This is a genomic window from Flavitalea sp., from assembly GCF_035489435.1.
Taxonomy (GTDB): domain Bacteria; phylum Bacteroidota; class Bacteroidia; order Chitinophagales; family Chitinophagaceae; genus DATHKG01.
In genome coordinates, this window is sequence record NZ_DATHKG010000161.1 from 149,972 (window position 1) to 175,598 (window position 25,627).

Here is a 25,627-nt window from a genome sequence, read left to right on the forward strand (position 1 = left end):
GTTCAATTGAGTTTCTTAGGTTTTATTGCTTCTCCTGGTATTCGGTCATGACTCCGGGGTTCTACTGGGTCTCCCGGGGTTCTATTGTTACTTTTTAAATACAAATAGTTTCAGTATCATTATTATGATGGCTGCAAGAAACATCAGGATAGAAATCCTGTTGATGCCATGCATATATTTCATCCATTGAGTTTGCGGCTCGTTAGGGTCTCTTTTTTTAAGATATAAATATTCCGCCAGTTTGCGACCAATACCCATGTTCACCATTTCAAATACTACAATTTAACCGTCTTCATTGTTGGCACAAGAAGGTGCATAATAATCCAGCTTAACAAATAAGCCAAACCGCAGCCGATAAACATGATCATATAGCCAGTTACAATATTCCCTTCCGCTTTATAATAAGTAAATAACCATCCTGCAACTTTGGCCACAAACATCCCGCCCAACCCTCCGGCCATTCCACCGATCCCGGTTACTGAACCAACCGCCTTTTTGGGAAACATATCAGAAACAGTTGTAAATATGTTTGCGCTCCAGGCCTGATGAGCAGCCGCTCCAAATCCAATGATAAATACTGCATACCACATTGCCGTGTTTCCAAAAAGTTGTGCTGTAACTACCGGCAGGGCACAAAAAGCATAGATTAACATCGAAGTTTTTCTTGCCTTGAATACAGGCCAACCCTTCCTGATGAAATATAAGGGTAACCATCCGCCAAAGATACTTCCCACCGCAGCGATAGTATACACAATGGCAACAGGCCAGGCAATTTCTGTTTTCGAAAGTCCATATCCACCAATAAGGAAACTCGGTAACCAGAAAAGATAAAACCACCAGACTCCATCGGTAAGGAATTTGCCTGTTGCAAATGCCCAGGTTTGTTTGTAACCCAGGAGCTTTATCCATGAAACTTTCTCCTGAACTATTGTCTCGTCAATTTTTTCATCCTGGTCTGAATTGATATATTCAAACTCCTGTTGCGATAATTTTTTGTGTTTTTTAGGCACTTCATAAACCAGGAACCAGAAAAGCAACCAGATCAGACCTATAGCTCCGGTTATAATGAATGCCCATTTCCAACCCCACTCCACTGCTATAAAAGGTACGGTCAATGGCGCAATGATTGCCCCGATATTGGTACCGGAGTTAAAGATGCCTGTAGCCAGGGCACGCTCTTTTTTGGGAAACCATTCCGCAATCGTTTTGATAGCCGCAGGAAAGTTACCCGCTTCGGTAACCCCGAGTGCGGCGCGCGCAATAAAAAAGCCACCAGTACTGTTTACAAGCGCATGACCCATCGCGGCAATACTCCAGAGCAACAGTGAGAGGGCATAACCCATTTTTGTTCCAAGCTTATCAATCAATCTTCCCACGAAAAACATTCCAAAGGCATAAGCCAGTTGAAAGGCAACCGTAATATTCGCATAGTCATTTTCTGTCCAGTTAAATTCTGCATCGAGATCAGGTTTAACCAGGCTGATCACCTGCCTGTCGAGATAATTGATAGTAGTCGCAAAAAAAACGAGGGCGCAAATCGTCCACCGGTATTTACCCATTTTTGTCTGATTCATGAAGGTGTTAATTTTTAACAGAATGAACGATAGCTAATGCTTCTGCAGCAGCTGCGCTAAGGGCTTTATAAGATGCTTTATCCAATACTTCTTTTGTTATCAGTTTGCTGCCCATGCCGACCGCTACAACCCCTGCTTTAAACCAGGCACTAATACTCTCCTTAGTCATATCAACACCTCCTGTTGGCATAAACAGGATTTCAGGAAATATATCCCTGATTGCTGAAATATAAGTTGGTCCTACCAGGCTTCCCGGGAAAACTTTAACCAACTTAGCCCCGGCCGTTTCTGCTGTTGCAATTTCAGTTGGAGTAAGACAACCCGGCACCCACAACAATCCGGCAGCATGCGTTATTCCGGCAATCCCGGCATGCACGATGGGCGAAATGATAAAATCAGCGCCCGCGTCAATAAATGCCTGAGCGTCCTTTTCATTTTTTATTGTACCAATACCCAGATACATCCCTGGTAACTTATCATTGATAAGCTGCCTGAGGATCCGGAAATTACTGAGTGCTTTCGGGCCCCGGTTAGTGAACTCAAGGATACGGACCCCGCCTTCATAAAGAGAAGTCGTTATCCCGGCGCAAAGCGCAGGATCGTCATGATAAAAAAGGGGCACCAAACCCTGGCCCCGCACCGTATTCAGAATATCTTTCGTATTAACCATAATTTTTTATTGCAGCTTTTACCTGCGCCACTGATTTATCTGTTGCGTCCCCCATAATAAAAAGTTTTTCATATGCAGCGGCCGTTGCAAAATCAAGCGTTTCCTGGCTTCCGTTATTATTATATTTCCCATAAATAAGACCTGCCATAAAACAATCACCACTGCCAACTTTATCTACAACCCGTTCCGTATGATATTCGTCAGAGACGTAAAGTTTGTTTGACTCATAAAGAGTCGTGTAATATTTTATCCCGGTTATACCCTGGTCAAACCGGAAGGTGTTTGCAACCGCCCTGCAATTCGTGTACTGCTCACTGATATACACCGAAGTTTTGAGCGATTGTTCAAGATAGGCATTTTTGTCATCCTGTTGATGAAGTGTATGGTCAATCGGAACGTTAAGCATCGTATTGGCAGCCCACACATTTCCCATAATAAGATGACAATACTGAACAAGTCCTGGCATCACGTCCACGCTATTTAATCCGTATTTCCATAATTTCGAACGATAATTTAAATCAACCGAAATTGTGATGTCTTTAGTTGTTGCTGCTTTGAGGGCCTCTTCACAAACATCTGCGATATCCTGGGATATGGCAGGACAGATAGCGCTGAAATGAAACCAGGTTACATCCTTAAGCACCTCGTTCCAGTCTATCATCCCGGGTTGAAGTTCTGAAAACGAAGAATGTGCACGATCATATATTACCCCGGCATTTTTGAGTTCAGATCCTACAGGCAAATAGTAGGCTCCAATCCGGTTCCCACGGTATTGCAAAAGCGAACAATCAATATTTTTTTGACTGAGATGTGTAACGATTTGCTCAGACAATAAATTATCGGGTAATGCTGATAAATACGAGACCGGCACTTCCCATTTGGCAAGGGCCTGCGCAGCATTCAATTCCGCTCCGCCTACGAACACAGGAATGGATTGTTCTTTGATCCAGTCCCCGTTTGTGGCAGGAGATAACCTAAGCAACAGTTCTCCGAAACATAGCACCTTTCCCATTACCAGTTAAAATAGTTTTTTGCGTTGTTATAACATATATCCTCTATTATCGTCCCTATCCATGGAATATCGTTTGGAAGTTCCCCGTTTTCTATTTCTTCGCCGAAAAGATTACAAAGTATCCGGCGGAAATATTCGTGACGTGGATAAGAAATAAAACTTCTTGAGTCAGTGAGCATTCCGACAAATCTGCTGATTAATCCCATATTTGAAAGTGCGTTCATCTGTTCAATCATTCCCTGTTTCTGATCCAGGAACCACCAGCCTGAACCAAATTGTATTTTCCCCGGAATGGTACCATCATTGAAGTTGCCTGCCATGGTAGCCATCAGCGCATTGTCTGAGGGATTAAGATTATATAAAATGGTCTTTGTAAGTTGATTTTTAGAGTCTAGCCGGTTGAGAAACTTTGATAGTGTTTGACCTTGTGGAAAATCGCCGATTGAGTCCCACCCGGTATCGGGTCCCAGTTCGTTTAAACGTCTCGAATTGTTGTTGCGCAATGCACCGACATGGAACTGCTGAACCCAATTCTTCTCATGATCCCAGGTTGCAAAGTAAACAAGCATCGCTGACTTAAATTTTTCATTTTCTTCGTTCGTGAGCGATTTCTTGTTCCGGATCTTTATAAAAATCTGGCCAATTTCTGCTTCAGTATAATCTGCAGCATGTAATCTTTCAAGGCCATGATCAGAAACAGTACAACCATTTTCAGCAAAAAAGTCGTGACGTTTTTTCAACGCGACCAGGTAGTCATTGAAGCTATCAATTGAGGTATCGGAGACAGCTTCGAGCCGATCAATATATTTATTCAGCACTTCAACATCATCGGATTGCATCGCTTTGTCGGGACGGAAAGCCGGCAAAATTTTTATCTCGAAATTTTCAGTTCTTAATTTTTGGTGACTGGCAAGATCATCCACCGGATCATCGGTAGTACAGATCACGCGTACCTGCATTTTCTTCAACAGGTTACGAATCGAATATTCAGGTGTGCGCAATCTCGCAGTACATTCATCATAGACTTTTTTTGATGAAGCCGGATTTAGCACTTCACGTACTTCAAAATAACGCAGCAGTTCCAGGTGTGTCCAATGATATAAGGGATTCCGCATAGTATAGGGAACCGTTTCAGACCACTTGTGGAATTTTGCTTCGTCCGGCTGATTGCCTGTACAGTATCCTTCATCAACACCATGAGTGCGCATCGCCCGCCACTTATAGTGATCTCCATAGAGCCAGGCCTGGGTAATATTGTCGAAGCTGTTATCAGCTGCGATCTGATCTGGGGGCAGATGGCAATGGTAATCTATGATAGGCATTTTTACTGCATAGTCGTGATAAAGTTTTTCAGCGGTCTTTGATTGCAGTAAAAAATTTTCGTCTAGAAATCTTTTCATATGTCACAGCAATTTGAACTTTGGATTATTGAAACAATCAGGTGAATAACCTATTTTAATCAGGCAAGCACTTTATTCTAATCAGGCAAGCACTGTGTTCTAATCAGGCAAGCACTTTATTTTGTTGAAAATAGCTTAGTGCCTGCTTCCCTCCATAACTTATTAATGCCTGGAGATGATCGCTTACAGCAACACTCAATCCAGGTAATTTCGAAAGATCAGTACCCCATAACTGTGTATCCTGCAGAACTGCTTCGACAATACCACTGCCTCCGTGTAGTTTCCATAAATCATTCAACCGCGCAGCCTGATCATCCTGGATAGGATAAGACAGATTGTTTTGTTCGCCAAAAAACTTTCCTCCTTCGATTTTTATAGCCTTCATGAAAAGTATGTAGGCAGCAAACCCGAGTGCTATGGACTGAGGGGGGGTGTTATGATCTTCGTAATACTTTGTAAGCACGGGGACATTACGCATTTTCATCTTCGAACTATACTGCATCGTGATACTAATCCACTTGTGTTCAATTGCCGGATTTCTGAACCTGTCAAGAACCTTCTTTCCAAAACCGGAAGCCGTTCCGGGTTCAAGATGATAAGGAATGCCCGAAGCAATCTCATCAAGCATCAGCGAAGCAATGAATTCGGACATATCGTTATTGGTCATTGCATCTTTCACAGTTTCAAAACCAGCCAACACTGCAAGTCCGCAGCTAAGCGTATGCGTTCCATTTAACATACGGAGCTTTAACTCGCGGTAAATATCTATATTGGGTTCAATGATAACTCCTTCATCGGCTTCGGCAAAAGACAGTATCTTCCGCACTTTTTCGTCACCTTGTATTGCCCATAAACGATAAACTTCAGCCATGATCATCAGTTCATCTTCAAAACCAAACTTTTGCTGAATAGCTGATCTTATCCCGGCTGATGGTTTACCGGGAACGATCCTGTCAACCAAAGAGCTGCAGAATGTATTTGCACTATTCAGCCAGTTTATAAACTCGTCTTCAAGACTATTAAATACAGCCAGATCATTAAGTATAGCTTGTAATTTTTTCCCGTTATCAACAATCAGTTCGGTTGGGATAATGATGGTTCCATTTTCAGGATCATCGCCTAACTTTTTAAATCGTTCGTATAAAAAAGCAAGTAGCTTTGCAGGAAAGGAAGATGGAGGATTGCCGGAAATTGGTTCATTTACCAATGTTATACCAACTTCGGTGGTATTTGATATAATGATGTTCATCTCAGGCTTTGCGGCACAATCAAGAACTTCCTTCCATGATGACTGCGCCGACAACACCCTGCTGATTGAAGAGGAAACAATATTCTCTTCTATCTCTTTCCCGGCATCAATTCCACGTACACAAATCGTATATAAAGAATCCTGTTTTTCAAACGTCTCTGACTCACCGCCACTCATGGATTTTACAACGACAATACGACCATTGAACTTTCCTGCCCGGTTTGCTTTGTCAACAAAATAATCTGGCAGGCCGCGAAGCAGGACACCTGTCCCGAACTGTAATATTTTTTCGGGTGCTTCAAAAATTCCCTCAGGAGGTAATTTGATATTTTCGTTCTGTATTGACGAAATAACACTTTTTGAAAGTATCATGACTAGAGTATTAATTTAAGTACCGACAATAGTTAACTCAAGTTAGGGTAACAGCCGTAAAGAAAAATGCTTGCAGGAAAACAAAGCGTGTTTTTAAAATACTTCTTTGAAGTGTGCAGGTGTTGACTCAGCAATCGTTTTCTAAACATTGATAATCAAGCAAAATACGAGTTACTCAGACAAGTCTACTCATATATTTGCACTTAGGGCTACTATTTTTTTATTTTTTTTATGCAATCGTTCCCGATAACGTTGTAGTTAACATTTATTGTTATGAGTAAGTACCGGGAACTGGAACTAACCCCCAACTCAATTGTGTGTGGGGAGTTTAACAAGTGTTATCCAAAAATCTTTTATCATATGAACAACCAGCATAAATTTATTAAAGTCTACAGGTTTGGTTATATAACAATTTGCATGGTTATTGTAGGATTCCATGACATCCTTTTCCGAGTCTGAAGTAGTTAAGATCACTACGGGGATAAACTTCAGTTTGTCATCATTTTTTATCCGGTTAAGTACCTCTTTGCCATCTATACGTGGAAGATTTATATCAAGCAAGATAAGATCGGGCTGTTCAGCGTTGGCATACCGACCCTCGCGGTGAAGATAACCGAGTGCCTCTTCGCCATCCCTGACTACAATTATTCTATTAGTAATATTTGCTATTTTAAGCGCTTCCACAGTTAAAACAATGTCTCCTTCGTTGTCCTCTACGAGCAGTATGGTTAATTCTTTTTTCATGGGAGTAATTAACTAAAGTAATACGTACGGATTAATATCAATTTGGTTCGAAAACTTAAAACTTAGGCAATCTAATGAAAAAAGTGCTCCCTTTACATTGTTCTGATTCTACCCATATAGTACCTCCATGTCTTTCAACGATTTTTTTGCAGATAGCAAGACCGATGCCCGTTCCGGTATATTCGCTTTTATTATGGAGACGCTGGAAAATCACAAATATCTTGTCATAGAACTTCTGATTGATTCCAATTCCATGGTCTTTTACGTAGAATTGCCAATGTTCCGCCTGTTCCTCGTAACCTACTTCGATACGCGGAGGCTCAGGACTGCTGTATTTAATAGCATTACCCACCAGGTTTTGAAATAACTGATGGATCTGACCTTTCTCCGCCTTAATAACCGGCATGGGGTGAACGATGAGATCAGCCTTGGTTTCACGTATAGCAAGCGTATAAATATTTTTTACTGAATTCATAATCTCGTTACAGTCCACGCTTACCACTAGTTCCTTACTGGTTCCTATCCGCGAATATTGCAGGAGATCCTGGATAAGTGTTTTCATCCGTTCAGCGCCATCGATTGCGAAGTATATATATTTTTTAGAAGTGTCGTCAAGATTGCCCCCAAGCTTTTTTTCAAGCAACTGCAGAAAACTGCTCACCATCCGCAATGGTTCCTGCAGATCATGTGAAGCCACATAAGCAAAACGTTCCAGTTCAATATTTGAAGCCTGTAATTCAGCCGCTCTTTTTTTGAGATTTTCATTTAATTCAGTGAGTTGCCTGGCTGTCATTTGCTTTTCCGTGGCATCTTTGAGAATCGAAAAGAAGGTGTGGTTTTCAGGTGACCAGATGGCAGTTGCTAACAAAGAAATGATCTTACCATCCTTTCTCACATACCTGTTTTCACTATCACGTATAGTTGCTCCATCTTTAATCATCGCCTCGCGTTCAACACTTGCAGGTTTCTCTTCCGGTACCAGCAGTTCGGAATAATACCGGCCGGCTAGCTCATCAGGCGTGTAACCAAGTAGTCGCTCGCAGTTGGCACTGATCTGAACAAACCGCCCTTGTTCATCAAGCAGGCAAATAATATCAAGTGAAGCCTCCATCAGGTCCTGGATACCGTCTAAAATTATTTGTTGTTGTTTGTGTGCTTGTTCAAGTACGGCCTGTGCCTGCTTTATAGCTGTTATGTCGGTAGACATAGAGCATAGAGCATAAATCTGCTGATTGTCGTCAAATAACGGAAAACGGACCACGAGGTGATAAACTAGACCATGTTCTCCAGGCCGCTGAATTTCTTTTGCTGTCAATTTCCCTTCCTTTATGACCTCTTCCTCAGGGGCTCTGATGTTATCTGCCAGTTCCTTAGGAAAAAAATCATACGGTGTTTTGCCTAGTATCTCCTGTTCTGAACGGTTAAGCAATTTTTGACCTTCTTTATTAACCAGCAGATACCTGCCATTAAGATCCCGGATGCTTATGGAGCTGGCCGCATTGTCTATCACGCTTCTTATAAAATGCTCACTTTTCCGCAACGCAGCTTCAGCTTTATTCCTGGACATTGTGTTGCGATATATAATTACAAACATCGCAATCAGCGTTAAAAATACAAGGATCTGCAGGATCGCGATTGTTCTTTGTGAGCCCTGAGCAGTTTCAGCATTTTCCAGGTTATGTTGCTTCAGGGATGTTTCCTCTGCGTGTTGAATATCAGCAACTGATTGTCTCAATCTATCCATTAACTTTTTTTCAGCACCAATTAGCATGGTTGCAAACAGCGGTTGCGTAAATCCGCCCCTTTTAAAGTCTATTAGGTTCTTACGCAACAGAATATTCTGAGTCGCAAGGCTCAATAATGTATCTACCCGCCGCTGTTGATTTGCATTACCTTCAGTAAGACGTTTTACTTCTCCTATATTTTTGAAAATACTGACTGAGCTCTTGTAATAAGGTTCTAAAAATTCTTCCCGACCGGTAATCAAAAAACCGCGGGCACCATTTTCAATATCCTGGGCTTCATTCAACACCAGTGACGCTCTCAATAGAACGTCCTTGGTATGATCTATCAATTTTGAACTTGCAATTAATTTCTGGTTATTGGCTGAAAATGAAAAAAACACAATACCGAGTAATAAAATGGTAACAGCAAAATAGGCTGCCATTTTTTTCTCAAACGAAAATTTTATATAATCCAGGGGGCTACTATAAAATATTCCAATGCAAAGCGCCATGATACTCAAAGATGTGGTGAGTGCAGTATTGACTGCGAATGGCATACTTTCCAGGTAGTTGAGGCCCGAAATAAAATTGAAAGTGATAAATACGGCAACAAAAAATACCAGGGGCAGCAATATCTGTACAAGTATATGCGATGTTGATCGTTCTAATTTGATCAGCATCACACCAACTATCAGAAACATCAGGCAGGCTGACAGTTCTATCCGGCCAGGATTGGCGTCGCCACCGAGGTCATTTACAATCACCTGATCAATGCCGACTTTTATTCCGGTGATATATTCTAAAATAGTGAGTGAAGCAATAACCACTACAGCATAAGCACAGGCAATCCCTGCAATGGAAACATATTTTGATTTTTTCTGCCTGTTGGAAACGAATAATGCGATAGCAGAAAAAATAAGGCAGATAGCAGTATTGAATTTGGTGGAGGCTATACTTGATACAAGTGGCCTCATCTTTCCAAGGTCCGAGAACCAGCCCCCTATTGCGATAATACCGACAGTGATGACAACAACAACAATAAAGTTTGTTATATAATTACGGATCATAGATTGCAAGCAGCTTTAGAACGCAAACAAATCATCCAGTGGTTGTCAGGGTTTGATCCCGGGGGTTTGTCAAAAGTAGTGGTTTTGATGAATATTGTTTCAATGGCATGAGTTTTATATCTCCTTTGATTGGCATTTTTACTCATAAATTCAAATTTGACATATGAAGAAATTTACCCTTAATCTTGGACTTTTTGCTTTAGTCTCATCTTTCAGCAGCTGTGAATTGGCCGGAGATATTTTTTCCGCAGGTATGTGGGTGGGCGTGCTGATAGTAGTTGCTGTGATTGCACTGATCATCTGGCTGGTAGGCAGAGGAAGAAGGTAATATTTGTTAAAGTGATTAAAGCTCAGAAACAGCATAAGAAAAATATCAGGCAACTGAAATCAGTTTACTGATATCTGATAGCTAAAACCGGGGATCAACTATTCAGATAAGTTGATCCCCGCTTTTATGAGGAGTTGCGAAGGAAAGTTTTGAAACAGGAATTATCAGATAGCTTTTGCGCCGGCTGTAGCAACCGCATGGTCATTTTCAACGCTATCGCCCGATACCCCGATCGCACCAATAATGTTACCTGATTTATCTTTTATGCAAACACCGCCTGGAAATGAAATAAGACCCCCATTTGAATGTTCAATATTATAAAGGGGACCGCCGGGTTGTGACAACTTGCCGATTTCACCACTATCCATGTTGAAGTACCTGGCCGTCCGTGCTTTTTTCTGGGAGATATCAATGGATCCAAGCCATGCATTGTCCATGTGTGCAAACGCTATAAGGTTGGTTCCTGAATCTACAACAGCAATGTTCATAAGTGTTTTAAGTTCAGTTGCTTTTTGTTTTGCTGCTTTAATAGCCGCTTCCGCCTGTTCAAGTGTGATATTCATATCGCTTTTTGTTTAATGATTTATTAATGAGTGTTAGTCAAAAACTGCTAACCCATTGCCGGGTCAGTTGAACTAAATTTACCAGTCTCCACATGTCCGGAAAATTGTTTTACAAATGCCGGCCTGCTTTTCTCCTGCATAATAACATCATACCACCCAAAACTTTTCCCGGGGGGTACAATTAAGGTTTGAGATGCTTTCGCTGTTCCGGCAGGACCAATTGAAACTGTTTTGTTGATATTATTATATGTGGGATCAACAATTGTGATGATATATTGTTCAGCACCCTTGTTTAATATTTTGATCGCCAACTCGCCCGTTGCCTTTGCATTGCCTGGTATTGATAAGTAAACACAGTTCACTTCAATCAATGGATCATTTACATCGCCTTCAAACCGTCGATAAAATCCATTTGGCCCATGTACACGCAGATGATATGACTTATCCTCAAAATCTTCCAGTTGCCAGGTATCAGTTAACTTCTCACCTGCTTCCATTGCATAATTCCATACCCGCATTTTCTCATAGCTTTTCTGATCAATTGTCCTATGTGCTGAACACGCATATATAATAAATGGAGAACCTGCAGCAACCGGACCAAAAAATGTTTTTGCAGCGGCCATGGTAATCAAGAAATCTTTTTTATTTGTACTGATGTTACCATCAGCATATAATTCATAAGGCAGCGGGCAAGCCTGGCGGGTTCCCTTCTCCTGGACAAGTACTGATGATTTTTTTAAATTCTTTTTTGCTACATCGATCTCCGTTCTTGTGAGCTCCTGGTACCCGGCCGGGTCTTTCATGAATTGTGCTTTATGGACAGATTCGTAAAAAGCATTTTTTACAATAACCGGTGGCAAAGGAACTTTTTCGTTCCTGTACTCTTTGAATACAGATGTGAGATCACCACATACAGCGCGTCGCCATGCCGAGATATTTGGTTCAGCGATTTCCTTACCAGACTTGTGGCTAAGAAATTTTTCAAGAAAACGGAGAATGGATGTGTGATCAAAAACCTGGGAACAGACCTGCCCTCCCCTGGACCAGGGAGAAGCAATTACCAACGGTACACGGTATCCAAGTCCAATGGAGCTGTCCCGGCTTTCAGTCCTGGCTTTGCGCTTCATGTCCTGTTCCAGCTTAACATATTCAATCTTTGCATCAATATTTTTTGAAACCAGGCCCGTCCCTTCAGTATAGGGATCAGGAGGAACAAAAGGTGGAACATGATCGAAATACCCATCGTTCTCATCATAACAAAGTATGAAGATTGTTTTTTTCCAAACCTCGGGTTTTTGGGTCAGAATATCTAACACCTCTGAAACATACCATGCTCCATACCATGGAGCGCCCGGATGATCACTGAAATTCTCAGGTCCCACTAACCAGGACACAGTTGGAAGTTCCCCGGCCATAACGTCTTTTCTGAACTGGTGCAAAACATCTCCTTTCGGAAGATTCATAGTTCTTTGTTGATCACCATCTTTATAACTATAAGAACTTATGGTCCGGTAGTCCGCATCAGCTGAGTTAGTGGTGAAAGCCCTGGAGTGAATACCTTTCTGTTTTTCTGTTAGCCGGGCAAATGCCTCGTCAGTATATTTTTCCTGAACAATTTTTGCCTGTTGAAGCAGTTTCTTTTTGGCGGCCAGCTCCTTTTTTGTCGTCACTGTAGCCTTATCGTTTTGATCCAGTTTAGCAAGTTTTGACTCCAGTTCACTGATCTGCGATGGCAAAATTTGCTGCATCTCAGCCATATACCTGCGATGAGTAGCCGAAAACCTCACATTGAACTGGCTGAACCATTCAATTGGGTTATCAGTAAAGTTTGCAAGCCATGAATCTTCTTCACCGTTAAAACCTGATGCCAGGCTTATTTCATTCTGATATATTTTCCAGGAGATGTTTTCCTCTTCAAGTCTTTCGGGAAAAGTAGTCCAGTTAACTTCAGCCTCATAATCCACATTTTCATTCCGCACATTCGCATAGGCATCAGTGTTTGGTTCCTGCCTCACTGTTCCGGTCCATAAAAACAAACGGTTTGGTGTGGTGCCCGTAAGGGATGAACAAAAATTCTGATCACACACAGTGAAAGCATCCGCAAGCGCATAATAAAAAGGAATGTCTTCCCGGTTATAGTATCCCATGGTAAGCGGGGCCCTGGCAAATTCCTTATGCCCGGACGGTTTTGCTATCAGCCATTTGTCGAATTTCCCGTTGTTTCTTGCATCCACCTGGTTTGTCCAGGAATGCGGCAATGAGCCTGTCCAGGTTGATTTGGTTTCCTTGATGTTAAGACGGAAAGGTGCATAAGCTTCTCCTTCCGCATTTTTCTGGAACCATACCGGGTCCCCGTCAGGTAAGATAATAGCACGTGGGTCTTTAAATCCGCGTACTCCATTTAAGCTTCCATAACAATGATCGAATGAACGGTTTTCCTGCATCAGGATCACCACATGTTCCGCATCAAGATATGTGGATCCGGCGATAGGATCAATTGCGAGTGCGCGCTGAACCGAGGCAGGCAGGCCCTGAAATAAACCGGTACCTCCGGAAACCAATGCTGCTTTCTTTAAAAATTCTCTCCGGGAGTCCATTGATAAAAGGTTTTTCCAAATATAAACTTTCCCTTCACAGATAATGAAAGGCCAGTGTTATCAAAACTTATTATAAAGTAAAGGGCTTCGTAGACCTGGTCCGGATATAAGAACTGTTCTATGGTTCATATAAGAATTGTGCTATGATCAGAATATCAGCATTGTTTTATGGTTTAATTATCAGAACCGACGGAGACCGCGATAACCATTCATTCTGTTCTTCAACCACTTTACGCCAGCTATCCATACTGATAAGCATAAGGTCCTGCTGATCCAGGAATTTTCTTTCGATTCTATCTACGTTTAATAATTCAACAGAACCCGGATTGGCACCCTTTATAGATTCGATGCTGGCACTTAACTCAGGATTCTGCCTGATAACACCAGCTATGTCCAGGATGCTAACACGTGAAAGACTGTTATTAATAAATTTTTGAGCGAAGATAAACAGGTAGCTGTCACTGATGGAAAATATTGGAACAAATATGTGTTCAAGCTTGTCTGACCTTTTATTGATGTAGATACCAACAGGTATTTTCGATGCTCTTAAAATCTGCCGGACCCGATCGTCAAAATATGCATTCTCGAAAAGTCTTTCTTTACCAGTAATGGTATCATATAATTTTTCAGGATTGATAATCTTACTTGTGATTCCCAGCAACCTCCCGAGGAAAGTGCCTTCGAAAACGGAACTTCCTGCACCAATTAAAAGAAGGTCATAATTGCCTGCATTTGCTACGGTAGTAATCTCGTGATTTACATCGAGGGCAGGTTTAAAAATTGTCAGAAGTTTGAGGTTAAGTTTTTTTGCCTCGTCCAGGATCGGGTTGAAACTATCACGTTCATATTCTTCCTGGTTATATAAATTGAGTTCATTGCTGGACGAAACATGAAGCATAGTTACCTGTGTTGTGTCCAATGATCTCCTTGCAAGACTATGCGCCAGTTTAAGGATGGATACGCCCTTTTTGGCCGTGCTGAAAGAGCCAATGATATTGTATTTGAGCAGATCGTTCATGATCGCCTCTGCGGGCCTGCTTTTCTCGGGCCGGAACTTATTGATAAGGTCTAAGGCCGGGCCTGTCATAAAAGTGGTAAGCAGCGCCATGATCACCATCATTGCAAATATCTCCGGGCTCAGTACGCCAAGGTCGTAACCAATGTTAAGTACAATGAGCTCCATCAATCCCCTGCAATTCATCAATGCACCTATAGCTAAACTGTCACGCCAGTTTTGCCCGACAAACCTGGCCGCAAGGGCGCTGCCGAGGAATTTTCCAATCACGGCAACAGCTATAATTGCAAAGCAAATCTTCCAGAGATAAGGCTCATTCAACAATCCGATCTGCGTGCGCAGTCCGGTAAAAACGAAAAACAGTGGTAATAACAAAACCAGTGCTACGTCTTCAACCTTTTCAATAAATATGTTTCTAAAATTGGTATTTGCCGGCATTATCACTCCGGCCATGAAAGCGCCAAACAAGGCATGGATGCCGATAACCTCCGTGGCATAGGACGATAACAATAATGTAATAAAAAATATAGCAACCACCGGCTTGCTAAACGATTCCTTGTTTTGATATTTGTCGCCTATTTTTTTCAGAAATGGTTGTACCACTCTCAACATGATAAATACATAAGCCAGCGCCATCAGAATTGTATAAAGTGCGCTTAATACAGAACCCGCTTTTACTATCGCGATAACAACGGCAAGGATACACCAGGCAGTAATATCATCAGCAGCGGCACAGGTAATGACTATGGTGCCGAGTTTTGTTTTTGAAAGACCCCGTTCCTGTACGATCCTTGCAAGCACGGGAAATGCGGTTATGCTCATTGCTATCCCCATGAAAAGTGAGAACGCAAGAAAACCGATATTGGGAGGCGCAAAATGCTGGTAAATAAAATAGGCAAGACCAGTTCCTAATGTAAAAGGAAAGATGATACTGGCATGGCTTACGACGATAGCATCTTTGGCTTTACTCTTTAGTACATTAAGGTCAAGCTCCATTCCTATAACGAACATAAACAGGATCAAACCGATCTGGCTAAGGAATTGCAGATTCGGAAGCGACTGTTTCGGGAAAAGGAAGCCTGCATATTCTGGAAAATACATCCCAAGAAATGAAGGCCCGAGAACGATACCTGCAACAATTTCCCCTATTACCGTTGGCTGTCCTATTTTCTTACAAAAAAAACCAAATATTCTGGCAACAATAATTATCGTCAGGATCTGCAAAAGCAGGATGGCTAGTGGATACTGCAGGTTGAGTAGAAAAGTATTTTTAAACTGATCCCAGGTCGAGGCATTAATCTGTGGCACGAAATCCTTCACCCGGCCAGACTGTAAAACTGTACCCTGTTTTATAACGAAGTATATAATCGCTGAAAAAGCAACAATGGTTGTAGCATAAAAAATGAGATTCTTATTTTTTTTCATCCGTTCATTTTTATTTTTTTGGCCCACACCCTGGATGGGGGAAACGCCCTATTTGCATTCCCTTGGCTGGCCCCGCACTTGAGGGATGTGTCAAAAAAGTTTCATGGGCGTTTTATAATGCCTGGTTCACTCTTATTTTCGGGCGCCATGGCCAGGTTATTTTCAGACTGCATCTTCCGGATCGCAAGGCATCGTTTATTTTGATAAAAAATCGAACGCAATATAAATCAAATACCGTAGGCTTTGAAGAAGAGAACCAGAGATGACGATCTTATAACTTTGCACTACAATATTTACAATAAACCGCATCTTCTTCATGCCCTTCACGGCCACAGTTCGGACAAGCTTCCGCACTGTGGTTTTTGTTACGTGCTGCCAGCGCCATCTCTGTTGTGATAATGCCAGTTGGAACGGCAATAATACCATAGCCCATCAGCATGATAACACTAGCCACAAATTTACCCAATGGGGTAACAGGCGAAATGTCGCCATAGCCAACTGTAGTGATGGTTACAATCGCCCAGTAAATACTATCCGGGATACTGGTGAAACCATTTTTGCCCCTTTCAACAAGATACATCACCGAACCGAGTACTATGACTGTTGTAAAAACCATCATCATGAATATGCTGATCTTTCTTACACTTCCCTTGATTGCCTGTAGCAGAAACTGCATTTCGTTCACATAGTGCCTCAGCTTAAAGATCCGGAAAACTCTAAGCAAACGGAGGGCCCGCACTACAAGCAAGGTTTGAGCACCTGCATAAAACAAACCTATATAAGTAGGGAGGATGGAGAGAATATCTATGATTCCGAAAAAACTGAATATGAACCGGAAGGGCTTTTTGATGCAGATCAGCCTTAAAATAAATTCTATGGTAAACAAAATGGTATAGGTCCATTCGAGCTTCAAAAAAAGGTTGCCATAACGATTATGCAGTGATTCGACACTGTCCAGCATCACCACCAATATACTTGTGAAGATCAGGAACAACAGGGTAACATCAAATGCCTTACCTGCGGGCGTGGATGATTCGTAAACGATCGAATGAATCTTTTCCCGCCACGATTTTGATTCTTCTTGCTGCATAAACGTCTTAATTAAACATCCCGCCAATAATATTTCACAAATTAATGGTTTATGAGTTTAGCATAAATTCTATCTTAACGTTAATTTGCTATAGCAATTACTCCTAAGCCAAATCAACAAATATCTTTTATGCGATATCCAGTACTAGTTGCCATAACCTGTTTGTTTTCATTTTTTATCATCCCGGGCGCCTCTGCCCAGGAAAAAACTCCGCTCATTTTTGACACAGACATGGGGCCGGATTATGATGATGTCGGTGCTATTGCCTTGTTACATGCGCTGGCTGACTCTAACCAGGTGAATATTCTTGCCACCATAGCGAGTACTAAATATGCTGGTGTGGTGCCAGTGCTCAACATATTAAATACTTATTTTAACAGGGCATCGGTACCGGTCGGAGTTGCCAGGGGCAACGCGGTTAACCAACGCGATACGCAGCACTGGTCAGATACATTAATAGCCCGTTATCCGCATACCATTAAATCAAATGAAGAAGCAACCGAAGCTGTTGAGCTTTACCGGAAAATCCTTGCTGCCCGTCCCGATAATACTGTAACTATTGTCACCGTTGGTTTCCTGACAAATCTGGCGGGGCTGTTGCAATCACCCGGCGATAAATATTCGCCCTATCCCGGTACAGAGCTGGTCCGTCGAAAAGTGAAGTTGTTGGTTAGTATGGCTGGAAGATTTCCTGCCGGGAATGAATTCAATGTCCGTGAAGATGCAGCAGCATCGAAACTGGTATTTGAACGCTGGCCCTCAAAAATCATATTAAGCGGCTTTGAAATCGGCCAGAAAATTAAAACTGGTCTTCCGCTGGTAAAAAACGCTTCAATAAAAAACAGCCCGGTCAAAGATGTTTACCGAATTTCTATTCCTTTGGCAAAACAGGATTCAGCAGGCAGAATGAGTTGGGATCAGACCGCGGTATTAGTCGGGGTGAAAGGATATGCGCCCTGGTATAAACTTCATCAAGGTACCATGGTGGTTAACGCAGATGGAACAAATTCATGGACGGATTCCGGAAGCCGTCATGCTTACCTGGTGGAAAATCTTCCGTTTTCAGATGTTGCGGCATACATTAATAAGCTGATGCAACATCAACCGTCAAATAATCGATAACCTTTCATTATACCTGTCCTTATTGATTCCTGTCTTGTATACTTAAAAGGCGGGTCTTCCAAAAACTATATCAAAATGATATTTTAGCCGTATATAATTTTTTATAACTGTCCAAAACTGGTCAAAATGACGTCATTTTGGCTTAATATAATTTTTTATAGTCGTCCAAAATATCAAATTAAAGTCTATTTTGGCTGAGTATAAATATTATAACTGTCCAAAATGATTGAAAATGTTTAAATTTGGCTGGATATAGATTTATGCAGATAATTGGCAGAATCGATGAACAGGAGGTATTGGCCGCTAAGATAGATTCGGGCGAAGCGGAGCTTATTGCTATCTATGGAAGGCGAAGGGTGGGCAAGACATATCTGATCCGGACATTTTGCAGCGATAAAATTGTATTTGAATTTATTGGGATACATGACGCCACCATGCAGGTCCAGCTACAGAATTTCAGTCTTGCCTTACAGAAATCTGCCCGGAGTACCATCGCGTTTGCAACTCCGGAAAATTGGGTAAAGGCCTTTTCTATGCTGGACGCATTTCTGGATAACCTGGCCAGCAATAAACCAGCCGTTGTATTTCTTGACGAATTTCCGTGGATCAATACCCGCAAATCCGGTTTTCTACAGGCTTTCGATCATTGGTGGAACGTGTCGGCGTCCCGAAAGAATCACCTGAAAGTTATTATTTGCGGGTCGGCGGCATCGTGGATGATTGAGAATATCATTAATAACCGGGGTGGACTCCATAACCGTGTGACACAAACGATCCGGTTGCTGCCATTCACGTTGGGAGAAACGGAACAATACTTAAGCGCCAGGAAAATTGTCCTTGACCGTTACCAGGTTTTACAAATATATATGGCGATGGGCGGCATCCCGCATTATCTTAAAGACTTAAACACTGGTGAAAGCACTGTGCAAATTATAGACAGGCTCTGCTTTACTAAAGACGGAATACTGAAACAGGAGTTTGACAAGTTGTATCAATCGCTCTTCGCAAATTCTGAGAACCATATAGCCGTTGTCCGTGCACTGGCGCGCAAAGGAAAAGGATTGACGCGAAATGAGATTATCGCGGCCTGTGGTTTTACTTCCGGCGGAACTACCACCAGGATCTTAAAGGAGTTGGAGGAATCGGGTTTTATTACACCGTATCTCGCCTTTCAAAAATCGGAGAATGAGAGCATCTATAAACTGTCTGACGAGTATTCTTTGTTCTATATAAAATTTATTGAGAAACCAAAAGATACAGGTAAAGGGGCATGGTTAAAACAATCCGGCACGGCATCTTACCTGAGTTGGACAGGTTTTGCCTTTGAATCGGTTTGCCAGAAACATACAACCCAAATCAAACGCGCATTGGGTATTGAAGGTGTACTTACGCATTTATCCGGCTGGCGATATGTTCCCGATAAAGGGGAGCAGGGAGCGCAGATCGATCTGTTGATTGACAGGCAGGACCGTTGCATCAATATCTGCGAAATAAAGTTCACTACTGCGGAATTTGTGATCGATAAAAAATATGCCGGCGAGATTGATATTAAGTTGAATGTATTCCGAACCCGGACCAAAACCAGGAAAACACTTTTTCCTACGATGATCACCACCTTTGGCACTAAGAAAAACGAATATTATCTTGGGCGAATACAAAATGAAGTAGTGATGAATGATTTGTTTTACTGACTTGACGGGAGAAGAAACATACTGTATAATAGCTTCAACACTTTATTATAAACAGTTTATAAATTATTCGGAAAACCAGTCTACACCGACTTTTCCAAGACCTGTGCGCTCGTCTGCCACCGACTCTAATCGTCATGAAAACAAAAATCAAATACTTTTTCCAACTTCAATCGTGTAAAAAATATAAGCTACAGCAGAAGCCAAAAAGAAAAATGTCCAACTCGTCATTTTGCCGTCAGCGATCTGGACAATTGCAGAAATAATCAATATAAAGATATTGAAAAAAGAAAAGTAGAAAAGTAAAGTCATAAAATAGCCTACGATGTGAAAAGCAGTGGTTGATATTTTCGCTGTCCATTGATATAAATTTAATGGAACATAAAAGGAAATGACTAGTAATATGATTTGAACAATCATGAGGAATGACGCTACAATTAAGTACTTCCGAAAGATTGATTCAACTGTTTTCATTGTTTTAATACTTTATTGATCACATTAATAACATTATCAATAATAAAAAAGAATTTGGTTTGATTGATTTACATAAAAACTTTACTGAATCATTTTTGTGAAATTCGAATTTTTACTGTTATAGTAAAATCTGAGATAAAAAGAATCTTCGGGAATTTTTACAATTTTGTATTGTGAAAATACTTGACAATTGCAAGCACTCCATGACAAAATCACAAAATTCAATACAAAAAATTTATTCATAAATAATATAACCCGATTATTTTTTCAATTGGATTGAAGACAGAGTAGTCGAACATCCCAATGCAACAAATTAGCCTTCTCATTCAATCTCTCGAAAAAGTTGACTCCCTGAGGTCAATAGCATCGCAACTAAATTTATCCCGGCAAAAGGTTTACTCAATATGCCAGTAAGAGCTGACAGCGGTATAGACGCGACTTCATTTCAAAATTCAGATTCAAGATTAGATACGAGATCAGCCAGCTGAAGCTGAATATCATAATAGCAACAGCGAAATATCAATTATCAAAAATATATGACAACAGTTATCGACTTAATTCGAAAACTTCCTGAACTATTTGAAACAAGTTCAACCTCAATTCTACGTAAAATTATTGTTCGATTTTTCCGGAAAATAATTATTGACGAAAAAGGAATGTCGAACCCGAAAATTAATGGCAACCTTCTCGCCATACTCAGTCCTAGCAGGGATTTAAGTATAAAAAAAACCGGCCAACCTTTAAAATCTAAAGTTGACCGGTTAAGTGGAGGATACCGGGATCGAACCGGTCACCTCAAACATGCCATGCTTGCGCTCTACCAGATGAGCTAATCCCCCCTAAAGCTGTTAAGGATTGCAAATATATACCTGTGATCAGTTTCAACCAAAAGAAAAACCCCATCTGACGACAGGGTTTTTCTCCAAAATATTTCTGATTCACTGGCTTATTGAGCCTGGAAATCCTAATCTCCCCAAATATTATCTTCACCATTGATCCATTTTTTCACCAGTTCAGTTGTCACTGATTTTGGCCTTTCGATCGCGAAGCCAAGTGCCCTGTCCCAGATCAGGCTGGCAAGCACACCCAGTGAGCGGCTCACTCCAAACAATACCGTGTAGAAATCATATTCTACCATACCATAATGAACCAGTAAAGCACCACTATGTGCATCAACATTCGGCCATGGATTTTTCACCTTTCCCAGTGATTCCAGGATAGGCGGAACCACTTCATAAACGTTCCAGACTGTCTGAACCAACGGATCTTCAGGCATATGTTTTTTCCCGAATTCCATCTGGGCAGTGAAACGTGGATCCGTTTTTCTCAAAACGGCATGACCATAACCCGGAACAACCTTGCCTTCTTTCAAGGTTTCCTGTACATAATTCGCAATCTGTTCTTTGGAAGGAGATTCTGTTTTCAGTTTTTCTCTCAGTTCAAATATCCATTTTATCACTTCCTGGTTTGCAAGACCATGTAGGGGCCCTGCCAGGCCATTCATGCCCGCAGCCAGTGAAAGATAAGGGTCGCTTAGTGCAGAGCCAACCAGGTGTGTTGTATGTGCAGACACATTTCCACCTTCATGATCGGCGTGAATAGTCATATACAAACGCATCAGTTCCTTAAAGCCTTCATTATTGTAACCAAGCATGTGTGCAAGATTACCTGCCCAGTCGAGTAAGCCGTTTGGTTGTATATGCTGATCCTTTTTATATTTTCTTCTGTAGATATAAGCTGCAACCCGTGGTAAGCGCGCGATAAGATCAAGACTGTCGTCAAAAGCTGCGATCCAGTAGTCTTTTTTGTTCATCCCTTCGGCATATTGCTTCGCGAAGTTGCTTTCTGTCTGCAGCGCCATGATGGCACTTACAAACATCGTCATAGGATGTGATTCAACAGGAAAAGCATCAATAACATCAAATACATGTTTTGGAACATGCGATCTTCTCTGGAGAATTGATGTTACATGATTTACATCTTCTTCCGTTGGCAATTCCCCGATAAGCATTAAATAAAACAATCCTTCCGGTAAAGGTTCTGTTCCTCCTTTAGCTTTTGGCAGCTTTTCCTGCAATTCCGGGATTGAATATCCGCGGAAACGAATCCCTTCTTTTGAATCCAGCAACGAAGTCTCTGATACCAGGCCAGTGATACCGCGCATTCCCTGGTATACCTGCGAAAGTTGAACCTCCCCTACTATTTTGCTTCCATGGTCTTTGAGGAGATTTTTAATTTCAGCAGCTGAAGCTGTTGCTTTCTCCCTGAACCGATCTTTAAGAATTCCCATTATATACTGGTTATATTAATTGATAAACAATCGTAATTATAGCCTTATTCATTAAGATCACACATATACGCCTGTTGCTAAGGCGCTTAAAGTTAAAACAAAACAAGGGAACTATCAATCCGGTTTACTTGCCGGAAACGATAAATTAATAAATAACAGGGATGAACGCAGAATTTTTAATGCTGATCGAAGCATCTATTTTGGTGCTCTCCGGTATATAAAAATTGTCACGAATCCGAATATTATATTAGGCATCCAGGCAGCCAGTACCGGCGAAAAATTACTTTTTGTTGAAAAGGTGAGTGAGAACTTATCCATAACTACAAAAAGTGCGGCTATGATAATGCCTAATGCCAGGTGTAGCCCGCTCCCGCCCCTGGTTTTTCTTGAAGCTATAATTGCGCCCATGATTGTCAGAAGAAAAACAGAAAAAGGAGTAGCATCACGCCGATATCTTTCTACTTTGTAATTGTTCAGCCCCTCGGTACCCTTGGTTTCTTCGGCACTAATGAAAGCCATAAGTTTTGGGGTAGTCATTTTGTCTTTCAGATATTTATCTTCAATCTCTTCCGGACGCATTGAAAGATTAATGTTCCTTGAATCGGTGTGGCTGATGGTTTCTTTCAATCCATCAAGCTTACGCTCGACAACATTTGTCATCTGCCAGTTTTGTTTTGAAGTATCCCACCTGATATTATCTGCCCTTAGATTATAAACGACTTTACCATCTGCGATTTTTTCCATAAAAAAACCACTTCTTGCTGTTTTTGTAGTCGAATCGTAATTACGCATACCGGCATAGGTATCTGAATTGATGCGATAATAATAGTCCCTTCTTTTTTTATAATACTCCTGCTTTTCATAAGAACTTTCGGAATCTATATATCTCGCCGAGAAGTTTCCCCGTAGAATATTGGCGCGGGGGATCAGGTATTGATTTGCCAGCCAGAAACCACCACCAAGTATAAACGCCCCTATCAGGTATGAACGAAGCATCCGGTTAAAACTTACACCTCCGGCCAGGATCGCAATAATTTCAGATCTGCCCGCCATTTTCGAAGTAAAAAGTATTACCGCGATGAACACCATCAGCGGAAAGATCATTGAAATGATAAATGGAACAAAGCCGGCATAATACTGGGTAAGAATAGTGTAGGCTGAAAGACCGGATTTTACAAACTCATCGGTTTTTTCACTGGTGTCGATCACAACTGAGATCAGTGAAAAGATCAATACCATGAATATGGTAGTAGATAAAAACTTTTTAAGAATATACCAATCGAGCTTTTTGATCATCTGCAAATATCACGATTATTCATTATTATAGCTGAATAATCAACAGTTTAGGTTGAATTTTTAACTTGGCCTTTTCATCATATATCCATTTAATAATTATCTTCCGTACATGCAAAAAGCTTTGTTGTTTCTGCTTGGAATTATGACAATTACACAATCCGGCGCACAGGAAAATGGGATTTATGAGAAAAAAACCTTTATGCGGGACAGTACTGTATTGCAATACCGCATCATGTACCCGGAAAACTATACTCCTTTAGTAAAATATCCGGTTGTACTGTTTCTGCATGGTGCAGGCGAAAGGGGTAACAACAATGAAGGTCAGCTGAAACACGGCGGAAGCTTTTTCGCTAACGCGGCTAACCGCAAAGCGTTCCCGGCCATCATAGTCTTCCCGCAATGCCCATTTACAGATTTCTGGGCCAGGATCTCACTCAACTTCAAGGAAGATGATTCGCTCGGGAGACTGGTTTTTCCAGCAAATGTTCCGGCTGGAAAAACGCTGGACCTTGTCAGTAAGCTGATGGATTCGCTGGCTGAAGGAAACAATGTCGATAAAAACAGGATTTATATCGGGGGCTTGTCAATGGGCGGTATGGGAACATTTGAATTGCTTTGGCGCAAGCCTGGTTTTTTTGCCGCAGCAATTGCAATCTGTGGTGGCGGCAACCCGGAGAAAGTCACGACCTATGCAAAGGGTTTTCCAATCTGGGTTTTTCATGGCGATAAAGATCCAACGGTAAAGGTTGGCAATTCAAGGCTGATAGTAAACGCTTTGAAAAAAGCCGGGGCGAATGTGAAGTATACGGAGTATCCGGGCGTGTTACATAATAGCTGGAACAATGCATTTGATGAGCCTGAGCTACTTCCATGGCTTTTTGGGCAAAAGAAATGATCTTTTTATCCCCGTTGCATATATGTGAGATTGTTGATTGTGCACGGTCATGGCGTTCACTCGGTTCTTCCCTTCGCCGGATGGGCCTTTCGGTTAGTTTGATTTGCCACTGTGATTCCTGGTTAATACGTTTCGTTATGCCGGTCTCTGCTGTTGTCTCCGATCGGCTTTTTGTTCCCTGATCAGCTTTTTTTAGGTATGCTTGTAGTGCTGGTTGCTGTTGGGCCCTGATCGGCTTGGGTAACTCCGAACAGGAATCGAAGGTGGCAATCAAACCAACCTCAGGCCCATCCTGCACGTTCTAATCTCGTTCACTTAGGGGGATATGCGACTTGTACAACAAAATTCAACATTCGCTTATTGCAATAACCGGCATTGACATTATCGGCATTGCAGAAATTGAAATGACATTGCTGTGTTACCGTTCTCTGAATTACAGTTGCCAGCTACCCGGTTATCGGAAAAACACTTGCCAAAATCCATTAGCACCAATCTCAGCTATCGAAATTTCGGTTGAGCATCATTGCATTTGCATTCTTTTCATCTAATTCGCAAGCAATCTGGTTCCAGTGCATTAATAATATTTCCCAAAGCGCAAAGGAAAAAATAACGATGGGTATTGCATCGTTTGCTCGCTACAGCCTGGCAATGATTCAGCGTAGTAGTGATTTAGTGTTTGCGGGTGGCCGTGATTTATCGTTTGCGAACGCAGCTTTTACACGTGGCAGCGTTATCGGGGGCTGCCTTTGGAAGTAGTAGTTTTTGCGGGTGGCAGCGTTTGCGGGTGGCAGCATTTGCACGCGGCGTTTTTTTGCGGATGGCTGCGTTATCTCCTCCCATCGAATGTAAGATCGGTTTGTATATTAGATCGGGCAGGGAATTGCAAAAATCAATATCAGCTCATTTGTCATCTATCGCTAATTAAGTGATTGGCTTATCCACAAGATTTAATGCTTATTGAATGATGGGACAACGAAGCCTGCTATATAGGACTGGTAAGAATTGTTATGTTAGTATGATATTCCCCCAAGT

General features: G+C 41.6%; 18 protein-coding genes and 1 tRNA gene. 4 read left to right on the plus strand and 15 right to left on the minus strand.

Going from position 1 to position 25,627, the window contains the following annotated elements; genetic code table 11:
- Positions 1–87: 87 nt before the first annotated feature.
- The 8 genes from VK664_RS25280 to VK664_RS25315 form a co-directional block, all read right to left on the minus strand.
- Positions 88–258, minus strand: a complete 171-nt coding sequence (locus tag VK664_RS25280; RefSeq protein WP_461401502.1) for a DUF6728 family protein — start codon at positions 256–258, stop codon at positions 88–90.
- A gap of 17 nt (positions 259–275) precedes the next feature.
- Complete coding sequence (locus tag VK664_RS25285) at positions 276–1,574, minus strand: MFS transporter (RefSeq protein WP_461401503.1); 1,299 nt, start codon at positions 1,572–1,574, stop codon at positions 276–278.
- Between the two features lie 7 nt (positions 1,575–1,581).
- On the minus strand, positions 1,582–2,244 hold the full coding sequence (locus VK664_RS25290; protein ID WP_461401504.1) for a bifunctional 4-hydroxy-2-oxoglutarate aldolase/2-dehydro-3-deoxy-phosphogluconate aldolase: 663 nt from the start codon (positions 2,242–2,244) through the stop codon (positions 1,582–1,584).
- Entirely contained in the window at positions 2,237–3,256 is a 1,020-nt protein-coding gene (locus tag VK664_RS25295) for a PfkB family carbohydrate kinase (RefSeq protein WP_461401505.1), read from the minus strand. Before VK664_RS25295 ends, VK664_RS25290 begins: the two co-directional genes overlap by 8 nt.
- Complete coding sequence (gene uxaC / locus VK664_RS25300; protein ID WP_461401506.1) at positions 3,256–4,656, minus strand: glucuronate isomerase; 1,401 nt, start codon at positions 4,654–4,656, stop codon at positions 3,256–3,258. The genes VK664_RS25295 and uxaC overlap by 1 nt, the downstream gene beginning before the upstream one ends.
- 103 nt (positions 4,657–4,759) lie before the next feature.
- A complete protein-coding gene (locus VK664_RS25305; protein ID WP_461401507.1) occupies positions 4,760–6,277 on the minus strand; it encodes a tagaturonate reductase in 1,518 nt (505 codons plus the stop codon).
- Between the two features lie 309 nt (positions 6,278–6,586).
- A complete protein-coding gene (locus VK664_RS25310) occupies positions 6,587–7,021 on the minus strand; it encodes a response regulator (protein ID WP_461401508.1) in 435 nt (144 codons plus the stop codon).
- A gap of 55 nt (positions 7,022–7,076) precedes the next feature.
- Entirely contained in the window at positions 7,077–9,812 is a 2,736-nt protein-coding gene (locus VK664_RS25315; RefSeq protein ID WP_461401509.1) for a sensor histidine kinase, read from the minus strand.
- 163 nt (positions 9,813–9,975) lie between these two features.
- On the opposite strand from VK664_RS25315, the gene VK664_RS25320 reads away from it, so the two are divergent.
- Entirely contained in the window at positions 9,976–10,140 is a 165-nt protein-coding gene (locus tag VK664_RS25320) for a phosphatidate cytidylyltransferase (protein ID WP_461401510.1), read from the plus strand.
- A gap of 164 nt (positions 10,141–10,304) precedes the next feature.
- Here the strand turns inward: VK664_RS25320 and VK664_RS25325 are convergent, their stop codons facing one another.
- The 4 genes from VK664_RS25325 to VK664_RS25340 all read right to left on the minus strand — a co-directional run bounded on the left by VK664_RS25325 (position 10,305) and on the right by VK664_RS25340 (position 16,830).
- On the minus strand, positions 10,305–10,703 hold the full coding sequence (locus tag VK664_RS25325; protein ID WP_461401511.1) for a GlcG/HbpS family heme-binding protein: 399 nt from the start codon (positions 10,701–10,703) through the stop codon (positions 10,305–10,307).
- A gap of 47 nt (positions 10,704–10,750) precedes the next feature.
- Positions 10,751–13,300: a phosphocholine-specific phospholipase C gene (locus tag VK664_RS25330; RefSeq protein ID WP_461401512.1), complete on the minus strand. Its 2,550-nt coding sequence runs from the start codon at positions 13,298–13,300 to the stop codon at positions 10,751–10,753.
- Positions 13,301–13,466: 166 nt separating this feature from the next.
- Positions 13,467–15,740 carry a cation:proton antiporter domain-containing protein gene (locus VK664_RS25335; RefSeq protein ID WP_461401513.1) on the minus strand — a complete coding sequence of 758 codons (2,274 nt, stop codon included), beginning with the start codon at positions 15,738–15,740 and terminating at the stop codon, positions 13,467–13,469.
- A 271-nt stretch (positions 15,741–16,011) separates the two neighbouring features.
- Complete coding sequence (locus tag VK664_RS25340) at positions 16,012–16,830, minus strand: ion transporter (RefSeq protein WP_461401514.1); 819 nt, start codon at positions 16,828–16,830, stop codon at positions 16,012–16,014.
- Between the two features lie 129 nt (positions 16,831–16,959).
- Here VK664_RS25340 and VK664_RS25345 point away from each other — a divergent pair, with 129 nt between their 5' ends.
- On the plus strand, positions 16,960–17,952 hold the full coding sequence (locus VK664_RS25345) for a nucleoside hydrolase (RefSeq protein WP_461401515.1): 993 nt from the start codon (positions 16,960–16,962) through the stop codon (positions 17,950–17,952).
- Between the two features lie 242 nt (positions 17,953–18,194).
- Positions 18,195–19,643, plus strand: a complete 1,449-nt coding sequence (locus VK664_RS25350; protein WP_461401516.1) for an AAA family ATPase — start codon at positions 18,195–18,197, stop codon at positions 19,641–19,643.
- A 1,237-nt stretch (positions 19,644–20,880) separates the two neighbouring features.
- Here VK664_RS25350 and VK664_RS25355 read toward each other — a convergent pair.
- From VK664_RS25355 to VK664_RS25365, 3 genes are all read right to left on the minus strand, one after another.
- Positions 20,881–20,953: transfer RNA gene (locus VK664_RS25355), tRNA-Ala, on the minus strand.
- A 125-nt stretch (positions 20,954–21,078) separates the two neighbouring features.
- Positions 21,079–22,404, minus strand: a complete 1,326-nt coding sequence (locus tag VK664_RS25360) for a citrate (Si)-synthase, eukaryotic (protein ID WP_461401517.1) — start codon at positions 22,402–22,404, stop codon at positions 21,079–21,081.
- Between the two features lie 195 nt (positions 22,405–22,599).
- Complete coding sequence (locus VK664_RS25365; RefSeq protein ID WP_461401520.1) at positions 22,600–23,700, minus strand: LptF/LptG family permease; 1,101 nt, start codon at positions 23,698–23,700, stop codon at positions 22,600–22,602.
- Positions 23,701–23,809: 109 nt separating this feature from the next.
- Here VK664_RS25365 and VK664_RS25370 point away from each other — a divergent pair, with 109 nt between their 5' ends.
- Positions 23,810–24,595: a carboxylesterase family protein gene (locus tag VK664_RS25370; protein ID WP_461401518.1), complete on the plus strand. Its 786-nt coding sequence runs from the start codon at positions 23,810–23,812 to the stop codon at positions 24,593–24,595.
- The last annotated feature ends 1,032 nt before the right edge of the window (positions 24,596–25,627 follow it).

Excerpts from the sequence above, each read along its gene's own strand:
- VK664_RS25320 (WP_461401510.1), top strand. The coding sequence starts at position 9,976 with ATGAAGAAATTTACCCTTAATCTTGGACTTTTTGCTTTAGTCTCATCT.
- VK664_RS25310 (WP_461401508.1), bottom strand. The coding sequence starts at position 7,021 with ATGAAAAAAGAATTAACCATACTGCTCGTAGAGGACAACGAAGGAGAC.
- VK664_RS25340 (WP_461401514.1), bottom strand. The coding sequence starts at position 16,830 with ATGCAGCAAGAAGAATCAAAATCGTGGCGGGAAAAGATTCATTCGATC.
- uxaC (WP_461401506.1), bottom strand. The coding sequence starts at position 4,656 with ATGAAAAGATTTCTAGACGAAAATTTTTTACTGCAATCAAAGACCGCT.
- VK664_RS25365 (WP_461401520.1), bottom strand. The coding sequence starts at position 23,700 with ATGATCAAAAAGCTCGATTGGTATATTCTTAAAAAGTTTTTATCTACT.
- VK664_RS25295 (WP_461401505.1), bottom strand. The coding sequence starts at position 3,256 with ATGGGAAAGGTGCTATGTTTCGGAGAACTGTTGCTTAGGTTATCTCCT.
- VK664_RS25325 (WP_461401511.1), bottom strand. The coding sequence starts at position 10,703 with ATGAATATCACACTTGAACAGGCGGAAGCGGCTATTAAAGCAGCAAAA.
- VK664_RS25370 (WP_461401518.1), top strand. The coding sequence starts at position 23,810 with ATGCAAAAAGCTTTGTTGTTTCTGCTTGGAATTATGACAATTACACAA.
- VK664_RS25280 (WP_461401502.1), bottom strand. The coding sequence starts at position 258 with ATGGGTATTGGTCGCAAACTGGCGGAATATTTATATCTTAAAAAAAGA.
- VK664_RS25285 (WP_461401503.1), bottom strand. The coding sequence starts at position 1,574 with ATGAATCAGACAAAAATGGGTAAATACCGGTGGACGATTTGCGCCCTC.
- VK664_RS25305 (WP_461401507.1), bottom strand. The coding sequence starts at position 6,277 with ATGATACTTTCAAAAAGTGTTATTTCGTCAATACAGAACGAAAATATC.
- VK664_RS25330 (WP_461401512.1), bottom strand. The coding sequence starts at position 13,300 with ATGGACTCCCGGAGAGAATTTTTAAAGAAAGCAGCATTGGTTTCCGGA.
- VK664_RS25345 (WP_461401515.1), top strand. The coding sequence starts at position 16,960 with ATGCGATATCCAGTACTAGTTGCCATAACCTGTTTGTTTTCATTTTTT.
- VK664_RS25290 (WP_461401504.1), bottom strand. The coding sequence starts at position 2,244 with ATGGTTAATACGAAAGATATTCTGAATACGGTGCGGGGCCAGGGTTTG.
- VK664_RS25360 (WP_461401517.1), bottom strand. The coding sequence starts at position 22,404 with ATGGGAATTCTTAAAGATCGGTTCAGGGAGAAAGCAACAGCTTCAGCT.
- VK664_RS25315 (WP_461401509.1), bottom strand. The coding sequence starts at position 9,812 with ATGATCCGTAATTATATAACAAACTTTATTGTTGTTGTTGTCATCACT.
- VK664_RS25335 (WP_461401513.1), bottom strand. The coding sequence starts at position 15,740 with ATGAAAAAAAATAAGAATCTCATTTTTTATGCTACAACCATTGTTGCT.